This window comes from Candidatus Pantoea bituminis (assembly GCF_018842675.1).
In the GTDB taxonomy this organism is placed as follows: domain Bacteria; phylum Pseudomonadota; class Gammaproteobacteria; order Enterobacterales; family Enterobacteriaceae; genus Pantoea; species Pantoea phytostimulans.
Genome location: NZ_JAGTWO010000005.1, coordinates 277,076 through 292,593, shown reverse-complemented (window position 1 = coordinate 292,593; position 15,518 = coordinate 277,076). Strand labels below are relative to the sequence as shown.

At 53.1% G+C, this 15,518-nt stretch carries 16 protein-coding genes and 2 pseudogenes; 11 read left to right on the top strand and 7 right to left on the bottom strand.

The annotated features are described in order from the left end of the window. The first annotated feature begins 280 nt into the window (after positions 1–280). The 3 genes and pseudogenes from KQP84_RS23890 (at position 281) to KQP84_RS23880 (ending at position 2,258) form a co-directional block, all read left to right on the top strand. A complete protein-coding gene (locus KQP84_RS23890; protein WP_215848573.1) occupies positions 281–1,495 on the top strand; it encodes a zinc-dependent alcohol dehydrogenase in 1,215 nt (404 codons plus the stop codon). 307 nt (positions 1,496–1,802) lie between these two features. Beyond that, positions 1,803–1,975: pseudogene (locus tag KQP84_RS23885) on the top strand (GhoT/OrtT family toxin). 112 nt (positions 1,976–2,087) lie between these two features. Continuing rightward, on the top strand, positions 2,088–2,258 hold the full coding sequence (locus KQP84_RS23880; RefSeq protein WP_215848572.1) for a hypothetical protein: 171 nt from the start codon (positions 2,088–2,090) through the stop codon (positions 2,256–2,258). Here KQP84_RS23880 and KQP84_RS23875 read toward each other — a convergent pair whose 3' ends face one another. From KQP84_RS23875 to KQP84_RS23865, 4 genes are all read right to left on the bottom strand, one after another. Next, the gene (locus KQP84_RS23875) at positions 2,259–2,861 is read right to left on the bottom strand and encodes a response regulator transcription factor (RefSeq protein ID WP_252515531.1); all 603 of its coding nucleotides are present in this window, start codon (positions 2,859–2,861) and stop codon (positions 2,259–2,261) included. Positions 2,862–2,864: 3 nt separating this feature from the next. Next, positions 2,865–3,320: an ATP-binding protein gene (locus KQP84_RS25660; RefSeq protein WP_252515530.1), complete on the bottom strand. Its 456-nt coding sequence runs from the start codon at positions 3,318–3,320 to the stop codon at positions 2,865–2,867. Then, on the bottom strand, positions 3,314–4,159 hold the full coding sequence (locus KQP84_RS23870) for a histidine kinase dimerization/phospho-acceptor domain-containing protein (RefSeq protein WP_252515529.1): 846 nt from the start codon (positions 4,157–4,159) through the stop codon (positions 3,314–3,316). The genes KQP84_RS25660 and KQP84_RS23870 overlap by 7 nt, the downstream gene beginning before the upstream one ends. An 84-nt stretch (positions 4,160–4,243) precedes the next feature. Further along, positions 4,244–4,729, bottom strand: coding sequence for a GlcG/HbpS family heme-binding protein (locus tag KQP84_RS23865; RefSeq protein ID WP_215848570.1), 486 nt, complete (start codon positions 4,727–4,729; stop codon positions 4,244–4,246). 319 nt (positions 4,730–5,048) lie between these two features. Between KQP84_RS23865 and KQP84_RS23860 the strand changes: the two genes are divergently transcribed. Beyond that, positions 5,049–6,254 (top strand): CynX/NimT family MFS transporter, encoded by a 1,206-nt coding sequence (locus KQP84_RS23860; RefSeq protein WP_215848569.1) that lies wholly within the window; start codon positions 5,049–5,051, stop codon positions 6,252–6,254. A gap of 25 nt (positions 6,255–6,279) precedes the next feature. Here KQP84_RS23860 and KQP84_RS23855 read toward each other — a convergent pair whose 3' ends face one another. Both KQP84_RS23855 and KQP84_RS23850 read right to left on the bottom strand, forming a co-directional pair. Next, on the bottom strand, positions 6,280–6,621 hold the full coding sequence (locus KQP84_RS23855; RefSeq protein ID WP_215848568.1) for a cupin domain-containing protein: 342 nt from the start codon (positions 6,619–6,621) through the stop codon (positions 6,280–6,282). 60 nt (positions 6,622–6,681) lie between these two features. After that, positions 6,682–7,683, bottom strand: coding sequence for a D-2-hydroxyacid dehydrogenase (locus KQP84_RS23850; RefSeq protein WP_252515528.1), 1,002 nt, complete (start codon positions 7,681–7,683; stop codon positions 6,682–6,684). 182 nt (positions 7,684–7,865) lie between these two features. Between KQP84_RS23850 and KQP84_RS23845 the strand changes: the two genes are divergently transcribed. The 3 genes from KQP84_RS23845 (at position 7,866) to KQP84_RS23835 (ending at position 10,894) form a co-directional block, all read left to right on the top strand. Further along, entirely contained in the window at positions 7,866–8,285 is a 420-nt protein-coding gene (locus KQP84_RS23845; protein WP_215848567.1) for a DUF2946 domain-containing protein, read from the top strand. 107 nt (positions 8,286–8,392) lie between these two features. Continuing rightward, complete coding sequence (locus KQP84_RS23840; RefSeq protein WP_309140194.1) at positions 8,393–10,081, top strand: DUF2534 family protein; 1,689 nt, start codon at positions 8,393–8,395, stop codon at positions 10,079–10,081. A 135-nt stretch (positions 10,082–10,216) separates the two neighbouring features. Next, positions 10,217–10,894: a pirin family protein gene (locus tag KQP84_RS23835; RefSeq protein WP_215848566.1), complete on the top strand. Its 678-nt coding sequence runs from the start codon at positions 10,217–10,219 to the stop codon at positions 10,892–10,894. An 11-nt stretch (positions 10,895–10,905) separates the two neighbouring features. Here the strand turns inward: KQP84_RS23835 and KQP84_RS23830 are convergent. Further along, positions 10,906–11,855: pseudogene (locus tag KQP84_RS23830) on the bottom strand (LysR family transcriptional regulator). A gap of 147 nt (positions 11,856–12,002) precedes the next feature. Between KQP84_RS23830 and KQP84_RS23825 the strand changes: the two are divergent. The 4 genes from KQP84_RS23825 to KQP84_RS23810 are packed head-to-tail and all read left to right on the top strand — an operon-like array spanning position 12,003 to position 15,517. Then, positions 12,003–12,962, top strand: a complete 960-nt coding sequence (locus KQP84_RS23825; protein WP_215848565.1) for a PDR/VanB family oxidoreductase — start codon at positions 12,003–12,005, stop codon at positions 12,960–12,962. Beyond that, positions 12,959–14,185 carry an amidohydrolase family protein gene (locus KQP84_RS23820; protein WP_215848564.1) on the top strand — a complete coding sequence of 409 codons (1,227 nt, stop codon included), beginning with the start codon at positions 12,959–12,961 and terminating at the stop codon, positions 14,183–14,185. The genes KQP84_RS23825 and KQP84_RS23820 overlap by 4 nt, the downstream gene beginning before the upstream one ends. Continuing rightward, entirely contained in the window at positions 14,175–14,627 is a 453-nt protein-coding gene (locus KQP84_RS23815) for a RidA family protein (protein ID WP_215848563.1), read from the top strand. Before KQP84_RS23820 ends, KQP84_RS23815 begins: the two co-directional genes overlap by 11 nt. A gap of 14 nt (positions 14,628–14,641) precedes the next feature. Beyond that, positions 14,642–15,517, top strand: coding sequence for a creatininase family protein (locus tag KQP84_RS23810; protein ID WP_215848562.1), 876 nt, complete (start codon positions 14,642–14,644; stop codon positions 15,515–15,517). Position 15,518 lies beyond the last annotated feature (1 nt).

The following is a 15,518-nucleotide window of genomic DNA, read 5'->3' as shown; positions in this document are numbered from 1 at the left end:
TGCCGCGCTTTGTTAATTGACCCAATTAGTGAACGGCGCGCCTAATTTCATTTCCGCCTCGCTTAAAAGCCATATAATATTTAATCTTATTTTTCATAGAGTTAAATATTAGTAAGTCATAGGGTCAAGAAATTAATATTTATTAACAATAATTGCGCCATTAATAGTCTGATTTTTATTCAGATTTCTCTGTCTCGATAAATAGCATTCAGAATCAGTTCTATAATCTTTACTTGGTATTTTTAATACGTGACGATCCCTTAATGTTATCGGAGGAAATATGCGCGCATTAGTCTGGCACGCGGTAGGTGATATTCGCCTGGATACCGTTCCTGACCCTCAAATTGAGCAGCCCAGTGATGCAGTAATTAAATTAACTGCTTCAGCTATCTGTGGCACTGATTTGCATTTTATTCGTGGCACCTTCAGCAATATGCAGCAGGGAACCATTCTCGGGCATGAAGGCGTAGGTATTGTGGAAAGCGTTGGCGATGAAGTCCGCAATTTCACCCCCGGCGATCGTGTGGTGGTGTGTTCAACGGTGTCGTGCGGTGTTTGCCCGCCCTGTCGTGCTGGCCATACCGCACAGTGTGACAACGCAAATCCCAACGGGCCAGAAGCCGGAACCTGTTTCTTCGGTGGCCCGCAAGCCACAGGCCCAGTAAATGGCCTACAGGCCGAAAAAGCCCGCATTCCTTATGCAGCGAATACGTTGGTAAAAATTCCCGACGGCGTCAGTGACGAGCAAGCGATCTTGATCAGCGACATCTTCCCTACTGCCTGGTTTGGTGCGGAGTTAGCAGATATCAGCCGTGGCGATATCGTTGTGGTATTTGGCTGTGGCCCGGTTGGGCAATTCACCATCGCCAGCGCCTTTTTGATGGGAGCCGCACGCGTCATCGCCGTTGATAGTCATGTTGATCGTCTGGCAATGGCGCGTCGTCAGGGGGCCTTCACCGTTAACTTTGAGCGTGAAGATCCGGTTGCCGTCATTAAACAGTTAACGGGCGGAACCGGTGCAGACGCTGTTATTGATGCGGTAGGTGTTGATAGCCAACATGCTCATCATGGCCCCGCCAGCGATGAGGCCGAACAAAAAGCCGATAAATTTAAGCAAGAAGTTGAACAGGTCGCACCTGAAACCCATCCGCAGGAGGGCAACTGGGTGCCGGGTGATGCGCCGACGCAAGCGCTGGAATGGGCCATTGCCAGCGTGAAAAAAGCGGGTCGCCTCAGCATTATTGGCGTTTATCCTCCCACGGCGGAAATTTTCCCTATTGGCAAAGCGATGAACAAGAACCTGACAATGAAAATGGGGAACTGTAATCATCACACCATCATCCCACATTTACTGGAACTCACCCGCAGTGGCGTAATCGATCCCGTTGATGTTCTGACCAATGTTGAACCGCTGAGCAATGTGATTGATGCGTATAAACACTTTGATAAGCGCGAGCCGGGATGGATTAAAACGGAGCTGATGCCTCAAGCCTAGCGAGCTGGCCTGAATGAGCGTCTTGGGGCGCTCTTTTTTTGCTATCAATGCCCTGAGGCGCGAATGTGGAATGTCTCTTCGCCGTGCGGTTTTTTGTCGATAGCGCTGCGTAGCGCAAGGGTTTTAAGCCGTTTTACCGGGCCGCTTTCAGGCTGAAATCGCCTGAGCTTTGAAATCACAGTTTTCACGCTACAGGTCGGAGATAAACAGCGTTTTATGGGGAGAAAAAGCGGCTTTTTACTTGATCTGGATCACGAAAATCAGCATCATGCGCAGCGAAAACCCTTACGACGCTGCGGAGATATTGATGACCCTTTACCAACATATGCTGGTTTTTACGCCGTGGTGGCCTCTGTCGCGGCGCTTATCACCTTCTTTATCGCTAAAGATAAGTTCAGCATTAAGTTGTTGAGCGCATTTCTGGTCGGCGCAACCTGGCCAATGAGTTTTCCCGTCGCGTTAATGTTTGCCCTGTTTTAATTGACATTATTTGTTCACTGACCACACTTAGGCGATACGCCTCTGGTCTGCTGGACGCTTTATAGACCACCGACGTTTGTTTGCTCTCTCAAAATCCTAACAAGGAGCGGATATGCGTTTATTCACCCTGATTTTCTTCATTACCACGTTAACCGCCTGCAGTTCGCCGTGGGGCCCCGAAAAACCGGTGCCTAAAGGTGAAACGCGTCAACAAACCTGTCAGCCAAATACCAGTCCTAATCAAACCGATTGCGGTCATTTTCCTGAGCCTGAATTCCACTGATCACTGAGTTTGCAACCGCTGATAATCGCGAATTAATTGCGCCAGGCTGTTTGCACCAGACTTGGTTAAAATCGCCGCCCGGTGCGCTTCTACCGTTCGCGGCGATAGATCCAGTTTTCTTGCGATCGCTTTACTGGTTAATCCTTCTACCAGCAAATTCAACACTTCATTTTCCCGCACGCTGAGTTGGGCATAACGCGTAATCAAGACCTGCTGCTGTTGCCAGTTCTCAGCAAGCCGTTGGCTTTCACGTAGCGCGCGGTTGATCACCTCAATCAGCGCGTCGACATCAATGGGTTTCGTGAAGAAATCAAACGCGCCGTGATGGAAAGCGCGTCGACACGTGTCGATAGTGCCATGCCCAGTCATCACGATGATGGGCAGCAGCGGGAACGGCATTTCACCCTCTTCCAGCCAGGCTAAGCCACTTTTCCCTGGCATACGCACATCAAGCAGCAAACATCCGTGTAAAGCGGTGTTATTTTGCTGCATCAAAGCATCGATACTGGCGAAACTTTGACAATCCCAGCCCATAGATTGCATCAGGAACATCAGCGATTCACGCACCGATGCATCATCATCAACAATGTAAATTGTTTCCATCACTCATTTCCTTGCTGCCGGTAGTCGCAACGTAACCCGTGCACCACCGGCGGGATCGTTGCTCAGGGTGATATCTCCATTCATACGTAAGATGAGCGTTTCGGTCAATGTCATGCCTAATCCAATGCCTTCCTGACGCGTGGTGAAGAACGGCATGAAAGCGTGCTGTAACGCTTCATGACTGAATCCCGGCCCGCCGTCATGCAGCACGATTTCTATCTTATTCTGGAGGCGACGACTTTCGATGCGGATCGTTCCTCGCGCGCTATTCTGTTGCGCCTGAATGGCGTTGCTCATGAGATTGTGAAAGATTTGCTCCAGCCACAGCGCATCGGCTAATACCGATGAGGCATCCTGCGCAAACTGGCTGTTGAGTGTGATGTCTGCCGCGCGCATCTCACGCTCAAGCAACGCCGCAACGCGCGCTAGCATGACACTCAGATCAACCGCTTCTAGCAAAATCTCTTTTGGGAAACATTGTCACGAAAACGTTTAAGCAGTTCACTGATGCGCTGCGTCTGGCGCAATGAGGCTTCCAGCGCCTGGGGCAGCATGGCATATTCCCCGCGCGCCACCAGCCGCTGTGCACTCTGGACATAGGTTTGAATAGCGGTAAGCGGCTGATTGATCTCATGCACCATCCCAGCCGTGATTTCACCCAGCGCATTGAGGCGGGAATGTTGATAATAGAGCGCGCGCTGCTCTGCTCGCTTCTGCTGCTGACGTTGGCTGAATAAGGCCAGCGTAGCCGCCACAATGAGGCCCCACAACATCGTCGCTGAAATCAGCGGTAGCCAGGAAAGCTGTCGCCAGGCTGGATTGGCATCCGCTTCCAGAACAAAGGGTTGCAGCGGATGCGCCAACGCTTGCTGCCAATGCCAAAACGCTTTCGGTTTCGCGCTGCCCTCGATAATCATTGGCTGCTGCTGCCATAGTAAACGCAGCGACAGAAAGTCGGTTTTATTGCGCATCAATGGTTCCAGCTCAATTAAAAAGCGGGTTTGTTGATAAGGATTATAAAGCCAGTAACGCCCTGCCTGAGCGGGCTCGACACGCTGACTGTCAAGCGCACGGCCTTGGGTCTTTTCCATCGCCAGCAGTTGAGGGAATTTGTGTTGCAGTGCCGCCAGCGATTCGTTACCGGATAGCAGTGGCAAGAACGTTTCGTTTTGAGTGAGGATATTGCTCAGCGCACGTTGAATGCGGTAAAACTCAGCATTACGCAGATCGTATTGCTGTTGTATCTGCCACAGACCCGCCAGCCCGGCAGACAAAATGCTTAGAACGAGCCAACTCATTAAAGCGATGTTTCGCAGGCGCAATGCGTAAAATTCCTGATAGAGAAAGGGCGAATGATATCGCCCTAAACCTTAGATGACGTTTTAAGACGCATCAAAGCTTTTCAATGCTTCGAGCGCACAGGTTTCATCAAGATGGCCGCCCGGTGCACCGCCAATACCGATAGCGCCAATCACCTGGTCGCCGCTCTTCACCGGCACGCCGCCCGCCAGTAGCAGATAACCTGGAATCGCGGTCATATTGGCTGCGCCTGGATTTTTCTGCGCGGCTTCCATTACCTTGCCGCTGCTGTTTTTACTGCTTAATGCGGTGAACGCTTTCATGCGGCTGGCTTCTACCGTATGCGGGCCTGCATTGTCCATGCGCTGTACTGCTTTAACAATACCCGCGCGATCAACAACCGTTACTGCCACGTTATATTGTTGTGCTGCACAAGAGGCGATGGCTGCGCTTGCCAGGCTATTCGCCTGATTTAACGAAATATTTTTTTCAACTAGCGTTGCGTTATTTGAAGCAGCATAGGCCGAACCAGAAGCTAAAAAGGCGAGTGTCATTAAAGCGATTTTCATGTCAGTTCCTGAGTAAAGTAAGCGGCTGATAACTCTACCCACCTTAATCAACGCTGAACATTCGGGTGATTACCCTTAATGCCTGGTAAAACTACCTGGCGACTATTTTAGGTTGCTGTAATGATGGCGTTTTTATCAAAACAGTTTCACCACAAACGCGTAATAGTGTTAAGTCGCTTTATTCTCTCTGTTTTTTATCAACGCTTTACACCACCTATATCCATCATTAAAGTAGCGCGCAGACATCAAATATGATGCGTAAGCGTTAACGTCAACCAACGCACCACCTGCAGCTTTGCTGCACTTAGTGATGTTTATCATGACGACTGTTCAAACACCGGCTAAAGCCTCCTCCGTTATTTCGAGTTCTGGATTTTTCCTCTTTGTTTTATTGCTTACCGCGGCCAACCTGCGCGCGCCGATTACCGCCGTTGGGCCGGTGCTGGAAGATATCCGTCTGACATTTGGCCTAAGCGCCAGTGCTGCGGGCCTGTTCAACTTTATTCCGCTGATCCTGTTTGCTGTGTTAGCGCCCGTAGCGGCGTTTATGAGCCAGCGAATTGGCCTGGAGCGCAGCTTATGGGGCGCGCTCTGCTTAATTACTGCGGGTTCAATCGTTCGCTGGAGCGAAAGTGAAACCGCGCTCTGGTCAGGAACCGTGTTATTAAGCGCAGGGATTGCGGCGGCCAATGTGTTGTTACCGCCCCTGATCAAGCGCGACTTCACCAAACACACCGCCAAGTATATTGGTTTATATGCGGCAACCATGTCGATTACCGCCAGTCTGGCATCGGGTGTTGCGGTGCCGCTTACCGCGCTCTCCGATCTTGGATGGCGCTTGTCGGTGGGCGTGTGGGCGGTGCCAGCGATGATTGCACTCCTGGTCTGGTTGCCGCTGCTGCGCCATCGTCATCAACAGCCAACATCAACGTCATCCACAGAAAACCTGCCCACTCGCAATCCCTGGCGAACCCTTATCGGCTGGCAAGTCGCGCTGTTTATGGCGCTGCAATCTCTGGCTTTCTACACCTTGATCGACTGGTTTACGCCCTATGCGCAAGCCCACGGTTTTAGCCAGGCGCAAGCCGGATGGCTGCTGTTTTGGTATCAGGCTGTGGCAATTGTGGCCAATTTAGGTTGTATGGTGGCGCTGAAACGCGTGCGCGATGCCAGGTTGCTTGCGTTCATCGCTTCATCTGCGATCTTTTTTGGCATGCTGGGATTACTGCTGTATCCGCAGTTAGCGATAGTTTGGCTGACACTGGCAGGATTAGGCGCGGGCGCATCGCTGGTGCTCTCTCTTTCGCTGTTCAACTTGCGCGCCCGCCATCACCGTCAGGCTTCACAGTTATCCGGCATGGCACAATGCGTGGGTTATGGATTGGCGGCGCTGGGACCGCTATTTTTTGGCATACTGCATGAGCACAGCGGTAACTGGACATTGCCGTTTAGCGTGCTGGTGGCGTTGAGTTGCGTGCAAATGTTGCTCGCACCGCTGGCGGGCAGCGCGAAGCAGATTAGCTAAGGCCCAATCCCATCCGGCGGAAATTCTATTCCGCCGGAATCTCGTAATGCACCGCCAGCCACACCGTGAGTTCTTCGCTACTTGTCCAGTTAATGCGATGACGGCACTGCGCCGGAATATTCACGAAATCACCAGCCCTTAAGACTCGCTCGTCCGGCTCATTTTCCAGTTGCAAACCGGCGGCCCCCTGAATCACCATCACCCATTCTCCTTGCTGTTGGCAATACCAAAAATCAGGCGGGCTGGCTTGCCCACTGGAAACGATACGCTCAATGCACAAGTTGGGTCGGCTGAGGATGGTTTCAAACGTCTCCTCTGCCCCCTTTTTAGCCGCTTCGGGAAACGTGTGTAAAAGATTGGTGAGCATGAGAATGACTCGTTGAAATAAAAGGGATGAACAGGCGTGAAGCCTGCCCACGTTGACGTCTTAACTGACGACGTTTACCGGCGCGCCCTGCTGGAAACCCGCCAGATTAGCCGTAATACCTTGCAGTAAATTATGAACGCCGCTTTGACTTGCCCAGGCAATATGCGGCGTCAGCAGCAGCGTCGGGAGTTCAGCTTGCACCAGCGGGTTGTCACGTCCTGGCGGCTCGCTACTCAGCACATCCAGCGCGGCACCACCAATCGTTGCGTCGCGCAAGGCAGCCGCCAGATCGGCTTCGTTGATCAATCCGCCTCGCGCGGTGTTGATCAGCAGTGCCTGCGGTTTCATTTTGCTCAGGGATTCGCGGTCAATCAGCTGGCGCGTTTGATCGCTCAGCGGGCAATGCAGCGTAATCACATCGCTGCTGGCTAACATCTCCTCGAAGCTGACATAACCTTCGCGTATCGTCTCACTGCCTTTGCGCTCGGCATACAGCACGTTCATACCTAATGCTGTCGCCATACGTCCCACTGCTTTGCCGATATCACCTTTGCCGACAATGCCCAGCGTTGCGCCAGCAATATCCAAAATTGGCTGACGGTGTACACAAAAATGGGGTGAATTTGGCCAGGCCTGATGTGTGCTGTTGACGTAATCCACCAGCTGACGGCGCAGTGCGAAGATAAACGCGATGACGCCTTCTGAAACGCTGCGTGTTGAATACCCAGGCACGTTACTGACCACAATACCGCGCTCGCGACAGGCGTTGAGATCGATACAGTCATAACCGGTTGCCGCTACGCAGATGTAGCGAAGGTCGGGAAGTTGCGCCAGCGTTTCCGCTCGCAGCGGGACTTTGTTGGTGATGGCGATGGTCGCGCCAGCCAGCGCTGCGACAATACTCTCAGCATCAGTATTCGCGCGAAATTGCCAGTCGCTACACCATTCAGGTTGTGTTGGGGGATCGGCAACGTTTCGCCATCGAGGGTAACAATTTTCATTTTTCGTCCTTTTATCGTTTTTGAATAACCCACACCAAAAGCCAGCAAAGTGGACCCGCATTTTCACACGACAATGTTATTAATATGTATTTCGCGAGTAACCACTAGGTTAATGGAGGCAGCCGCGAAAGTGAATATGTTCAAAAGGTGCGAATTTTTTTGGCAATAGCGCCACTTTTTTAACCCCTTTAATGATGTCGCGTTACACTGCCGCCTCTAAATTCTGACGTAAAATGCACTCTTATGACCTTTTCTGCGCGGCTGCAACATCAACTCACTGCCTGTATTGCGATACTGGCCGTGCTGCTGCTGTTTGTTGCGCCCGTGGTGTCGAAGAACCTTGCAGAACGTCATGACAAAATGGTTATGACGCACGACATGTCAGCCATGCGTGCCGATATGTCGATGATGCATCATCACACCGATATGCCCATGTCCGATCATGCAATGACGATGGATGAAAGCTTCGCCTGCGGTTACTGTGATTTGCTGGTGCATGTTCCGTTGATGTTGTGGGTGTTTGTCACGCTGATCTGGCTGATGCTGGTGATCTCCCGCGCGCCCCCGACGCCTGCCCTTGTTCAACCGCTGTTGCGACGCGTTACTGGCATCCATCGCCCGCGCGCACCGCCACATTCTGCGTTCAACTTCACTGCTTTTTGACTTGTTCTTCTTGCGCACGTTTGCGCCGGAAGGTGTCTCCTGTCTTTTGAATAGTGTGGAATGGCTATGTCGTCATCACGGGAACTTTCCCCAGCACCCGCGGCGCGGTGCTTAATCTTTTTCGTCGCCTGCATTTTTATATCGGCTTGTTTATCGCGCCGTTTATCTTCGTTGCGGCCTTAACCGGCACCTTATACGTGCTGACGCCCCAACTGGAAAACGCGCTTTACAGCAATACCTTAACCACTCAACCACAAGGCATAGCCAAACCTCTGTCTGAGCAAGTTGAGGCTGCACGCCATCGTGCTGGACAGAATGCGCGAATTTATGCGGTACGCCCGGCGCCGGGTGAAAATGACACGACGCGCGTGCAATTTACCCAAGCCAATCTTGGCCCTTCTGAATCGCGATCCCTCTTTATCGATCCTTATACGCTTAACGTAAAAGGTGACATGACGGTGTTTGGCACCAGCGGTGTATTGCCGCTGCGCACTTTGATTGATCAGATGCACAGCAGCCTGCTGTTGGGCGATTTTGGGCGTAACTACAGTGAACTTGCGGCATCCTGGTTATGGGTAGCGGCGCTTGGCGGCATTGTGTTGTGGCTAGGCACGCGGCCGCGTCGTCAGGTTAAAAAAGCTAAAAGCGGTTTTGCCCTGACGCGTCACTGGCACGTCACGCTGGGCTTGGTGTTGTCGCTTGGCCTGGTGTTTTTCTCTGTAACCGGTTTGACCTGGTCGCAGTGGGCAGGCAACAACATCAACAAAATGCGTAGCGATTTTAACTGGCTAACGCCGCAGGTTGTCACCGCGCTGAACAGCAGCGAACCCGCAGCACCGGCCGATCCTCATGCTGAACATCATGGCGCGATGGAAGGCATGGATATGTCCAGCATGAAAATGCCGACAAAAGCGGCCAGCCCGCGCGTGATTAATCAACCGAATATTGACTGGGATCGGGTGCTCGATGCGGCACGTGGCGCAGGCATTGATGCGGCAAAAGTAGAATTACGTCAGCCAAAAAACGCTGAGCAAGCCTGGACAGTGACCGAAATTGATCGCAGCTGGCCAAGCCAGGTCGATTCCGTTTCCATTAACCCCAACGATTTCAGCATCGTCGATCACGTTGAATTCGCCTCTTTCCCGCTGATTGCCAAGCTGACGCGGTGGGGTGTGGATGCGCATATGGGCGTGCTGTTTGGCTTACCGAATCAGTTGATTCTGGCGCTGTTTGGGTTGGGCCTGTGCAGCATGATTGTGTTGGGTTATCGCATGTGGTGGATACATCGTCCGGCGGTGCCGCAGCTTAATCCAGCACAAACGCTCTCCTCCGCATGGCTGGCGTTGCCGCTGTATACCCGAAGCGCCTCGCTGATTGTGGTTCTCGCATTGGGTTATGCCTTGCCGGTAATGGGCTTTAGCCTGCTGGCTTTTGTCCTGTTGGATATTCAGCGCTGGCGTAAAGCGCAACGTGCAGCACAACCTAAAATCGAAACGCCGCTGGATCAGCAGTCGCCGCTGGCGATCATTCAGTCACGCTTCGCCGTTAAACGTAAAGAGATGCGCTATTTTTTGCGCAGCGTCACGGTGCTGGCCCTGATTGTGGGCACGGTAATGTCACGCGCCATGATCAGCGGTGTGATTGAGCAGTATCACATTCCGTTCAGCGACTGGTCGCTGACGATGTATATCACACAGGCGATGATGATTCTGCTCTACTCCACCGTGTTTACCGGTCTGTTCTCCATTCCGCTGTGGTATTTCTTCCTGGGCGAAAGCGACGAGCAAGGTAAATAGCGAGCCTGTCGCCTGCCATATTGGCGGGCGACACCTCATTCAAAAAGTTGACTGGGCTCAGCAAAACCAACGACTTCTCATTTTCAGCGGATCGTTTATGATCGTTGCCATCGACTCAATCTTTAAGGACAAACCATGAACATCATGCGTGCTAATCCTGAACAACTGTTTGAATACGGCCCTTTTACCGTGCGTCGTCAACGTCCGGGCGAAGCGCTTAGTCCGCTGGTGAGCGTTGATCTCATGACGCTAAAACTCGATGCCCGCATTCCGATGCAGGAACATCGCGATGAAGAGGTTTTCACCTATCTCTGGCGCGGTTCCATGCTGCATCAGGACAGTAATGGCGAGCGCACGTCACTCTCCGCAAAACGCGTGATGCTGGTGAACGCCGGCGAAGGCGTACGTTATGAAGAATCGGTGCCGCTGTTTGAGGCCGAAGTGTTGCAGGCGGTGATTAAACCCGCGCAGCCTGGCGGTGAAGCCATGACGCAGGTACTTGAGCGCGATCAGGGTGTGTTGCCAAATGGCTGGACTGAACTCGCTGGCCCCGAAGCGTCAGATGCTCCGCTGGAATTGCGTCAGAATGCCTATATTTATGATGCGCTGCTGGAGCGCGGCCAGACGCTTGAAGTGCCAAAGCAACCGGGTCTGATCGCCTATATCGTCGTGCTGGAAGGCGTGATCAACATTGGCGATCAGCGTTTGGGACGTGGTGACGCGGCCAGCGACCTTGATGAGATAAACGAGATCACTGGCGAACGCGATGCCAACTTAATCTGCTTCCTGGTGAAGCCAGATAGCGCCGCGTAAATCCGGCAGCGTTACGTGATGGCGCGAGACCCTTTCTCTTGCGCCGCTATCGCCTGTTCGTTTTGCATCATGGCAAAGAACGTCTCCAGCTCACGTAACATCATTGACGCAGCAATCGAAAGCTGGCGCTGCGGTGCAACACACAGCGACAGCGTGAACGGCTTCAAAACCGGATCAATCAGCGGAATGAACTTCAGTTCACCGCGCCGATGCTCATCTACAATATCCAGCCAACACATGATGCTGATGCCTACATCATCACGCACCAGCGAACGCAGCATATGAATATTGTTGGTTCGCCCTACTTCGTTCAAGGTAATCCCCGAGGTATTCAGCAGCGCTTCCAGCGGTTCAGCCAGCATAAGCGGTGCTGATGGCACGATAAATGGCCAGGAATCGCAGTGGCTAAAGCGGATCGATTCCAACTCTGCCAACGGATGCTGGCTGTTCACCACAATGCCCAGCCGCAAATCCGCAAAAGATTTAACCAGCAACTCGCGTGAACTTTGTGGATTCAGCATGATGCCAAAGTCTGCATCACCCGCGGTTAGCGCATTGGCGATATGAATATTGCTCATGGTGGTCAGGGTAAAAGAGATGCCCGGATATTCTTGCCGGATACGCTGCAAGATGGACGAAAAAAGCCGCGGTTAATGGCATCAATCGTCGCAATATGCACATGTCCATGCCGTAGCCCGCGCAGATCTTCCAGCTGGGTGCAAACGCGCCCAAACTCTTTTTGCCAGCCCTTAGCGGCATTAAGCAAAATTTCACCCGCCGCTGTCATACGTAATCCTGATGGATGACGTTCAAACAGAGGCATTTCCAATTGCTCTTCTACCCGCAAAATCTGCCGATCTATGGATGAAGCCGACACGTGCAACACCTCGGAAGCCTTGCGCAGCGAGCCTTGGCGGGCCACTTCGGTGAAATAAATCAGGAATCGGGAAAACGCGAACATAGGGGTGCTCTCTTTTTGCAACGCTTCATGCGAATTTAACAGATGGACGCTCACACTGCGGCAAAATAATAATCGCAGTCATGATAAAAACAGTGGCGCACACTGCGATATTGCAGGCCGACGCGCCCTATCGCGTACAGGTTTACCATGAAGCAGGCAGAGACTTTCGCCGTCACCGTCATCGCAAAGCAGTTCAACGGTAAAGGCAATCTGTTATTGACCCTCAAACGTGCCGATGCGCTGGCGTTACCCTCTTATACGCCGGGCGCGCACATTGATGTCGCGATCCCGCTCTGCGGCAAGCGCCAGTATTCACTCTGTTCTGCGGCTGAAGCAGAAGATGAATATCAAATATGCGTCCGCCTCGATGCTGCCAGCACCGGCGGTTCGCATTGGCTGCATCATCAGCTGAATCAAGGCGACAGCCTGACCATTTCCGCGCCGCGCAATCATTTTCCGTTACCGACTTCATCGCGCACGCTGCTGTTCGCGGCTGGCATTGGTTTAACGCCATTACTGGTGATGGCTGAAGCGCTGGCCGCTCGCGCGGCGGATTTCACCTTGCATCTCTACCTGAAAAATCGTGATGAGCTGGCGTTTTCTACGCGTCTGAAATCGTTGGGCGATCGCGTGGTTTATCACTTCTCCAGTGAAAACGAAAGTTTGCGCCAGCACATTCCCGATGATCTGCTGTTTATTGAAAACAGCGTCATTGTTGCCTGCGGCCCGGAAGGTTTTATGCAAAATTTGCAGCGCCTCAGCCAGCAATATGGCTGGAACAGTGACCAGTTTTATACCGAACGTTTCAAGCCCAGCACGGTCACTCAACCGATTAACACCGACAGCTTTGATGTTGAAATTGCCTCCAGCGGCGCACGGTTCACGATCAAGCAAGAGGAAAGCATTGCCGAGGTGCTTGAGCGTGAAGGCATTGAGATCGATCTCTCCTGTGAGCAAGGCATGTGCGGTACCTGCGTAACGCGGGTAATAGCGGGTCAGCCCGATCATCGCGACGATGTCCTGAATATGAAGCAAAAAGCGGCCAACGACTGCATCGTGCTCTGCTGTTCGCGTTCACATTCTCCCCTGTTGGTGTTGGACTTATGAGCCCGTTCAACGGCGTGACCGGCGCACGTTTGCCCCGCTGGCTTTTACCTGAAAGCTGGCCGATGCAGGGTAATCAGCCGCAGCGTGCAACGCTGCACTTTCAGGATAGCGGCGTAAAAATCACGCCTGATGACGCCGTTTCTCGCGACAATTACCTGGCGCTGAATGGCGCGCTGGTGCTGCCGCCGCTGATCGAACCGCACGCGCATCTGGATAAAACGTTTACCGTACAACGCAGCCCGGCGCAGCGTCCCGGCTTGCTGGCAGCGATTGAAGCGATGCACCAGGATCGCACCAGCTGGACGTCTGAGGATATTCACCTACGAGCGAGTCAGGCGTTGCAGTGGGCAGTTGAAGCGGGTGTAGGTTTACTTCGCACACACATCGATTGGTTTACAACAGATGCTCCGCCTGCCTGGCAAGTGGTTGGCGAATTGCTGCATCCGCTTTGCGCCATTGAGCGCGTAGCGTTAGTGCCTCTGCCGCTGTTTGCGCATGCCAAGGATGCCGAGGAAATTGCCCGCCAGGTTGCTGGCAGTAGCGGCGCTTTGCTGGGTGGGTTTATTCATAGTAGCAATTGGGATTCACAGGCTTTCTTGCAGTTGATGCAGGCAGCAGAACGCTGGCAACTCGACATCGATCTGCACATTGATGAGGAGCTAACAGAAGGCGCTCAGGGTTTGCGCTGGCTGGCAGCGTATTTGCAACAACATCCTTTTAGCGGACATATCACCTGTAGCCACGGCTGTGCATTAACGCATCAGGCCGACGGCGAAGCCACGCTCGATATCCTGAAACACCATAACGTCACGTTGATCGCCCTGCCAGCCACCAATCTGCTGTTGCAGGATGCGGTACCTGACCGCACGCCGCGCCAGCGCGGTTTAACCCTGATTAAAGAGGCAATGACGCGAGACATCCCGCTGCTGCTTGGCGCTGACAATGTGCAGGACGCCTTTTGTCCATTCGGCAGTTACGACCCGCTCGACACGCTGTTCAGCGGATTATTAAGCGCACAACTCAGTGACGCCTTTGATCAGGCTTCCGCGTTGATTTGCCGCCGCACTGCGTTACACGCCCATGCGCCTGTGTTCACGCATGACTTATTGATTTTCCCCGACGCCGACCTCGCGAGCTGGCCGCTACGCCAGCGCCAGCGCTACCGACTGGTTAATGGCGTCGTTCATTCCCTTTCCGCTGGAGAACCTGTTAATGGCGCTTGATGAAGGTGCGGGTAAACCGCTGGCCCACTATGCCGCGTGGCGACGCGCGGGTGATTACATCTTTCTCTCCGGCATCATTCCGGTTAATCCGCAACGCGGATTGATTGTTCGCGGCTACGACGACATTCCTGCCGCTGCGCAGCAACGTTTGGGTCGCAGCGGAGAGTTCTCTACCGATGCCAAAGAGGGGCCGATCCTGGCGCAAAGCTGGTACGTGCTGGAGAGCATCCGCACCACCATCGAAAGTGCCGGTGGCCAGATGAGCGACGTTTTCAAGCTGGTGCAATATTTCCGCAATCTCGACCACTTCCCGCATTACAGCCGGGTACGGAAACTGTTTTTTAGCGATGCACCGGTTTCTACCGTAGTGCAGGTCAGTGAAATGCTACCCAGCCCCGATGTGCTGATTGAAGTTGAAGCCACGGCGTGGTTGCCGCAATAACACGAGGATTTGAAATGCTTAATGGTTACATTCCGGCCAACCGCTTTTTGCCGTTTCTCAGCTGGACCGACATCGCAGCACTGCCGAATAAAGAAAACACTGTGATTGTGTTGCCGACCGGTGCCATTGAACAGCACGGGCCACACCTGCCTTGCGCGGTGGACAGCGTAATTTCGTCTGGTGTGGTGGGTCACGCGTTAGCGCGCTTGCCCGCATCGATTCCGGCATTTGCCATTCCGCCCATAACTTACGGTAAATCTGACGAACACCTGCATTTTCCCGGCACCTTAACGTTGACCGGCGAAACATTGCTGCACACTATTTTAGAGATCGGCGAATCGATTTATCGCGCCGGTTTCCGCAAATTTCTGATGGTCAACGGACATGGCGGCCAGCCGCAGCCGCTGCAAATGGCGGCGCGCGAACTGCGACTGCGCCATGGCGATATGATCATCATCATGCAAGACACCTTCAAAGTGCCAAACTGCGCCGAAAGTTTTATGGACGATAAAGAGCGTCAAATGGCGATGCACGCCGGCCATGCTGAAACCGCATTGATGCTGGCGCTGGCACCAGAAACGGTACAGATGGAAAAAGCGGTCAGCAATTATCCCCCTGAATTCCCCTGCCCAACGCTTTCCAGCACCAAACCGATGGCGGCTTGGGTTTCTTACGATTTTGGCCCAAGTGGCGTGATTGGCGACCCGCTGCCGTCTACACCCGAACAGGGCGCAGCCATTCTCGATTCGCTGGCTGAGAGCTGGGCCAAAGCGATCACTGAAGTACATGAAATGCGGTGGATAACGCGTGAAGCGCCTGCATGGGGAAAAGCGCTCTGGCACGGCAAAGTGTTAGACCATAACGATGCAGCATCACTGTTAAAACAATAAT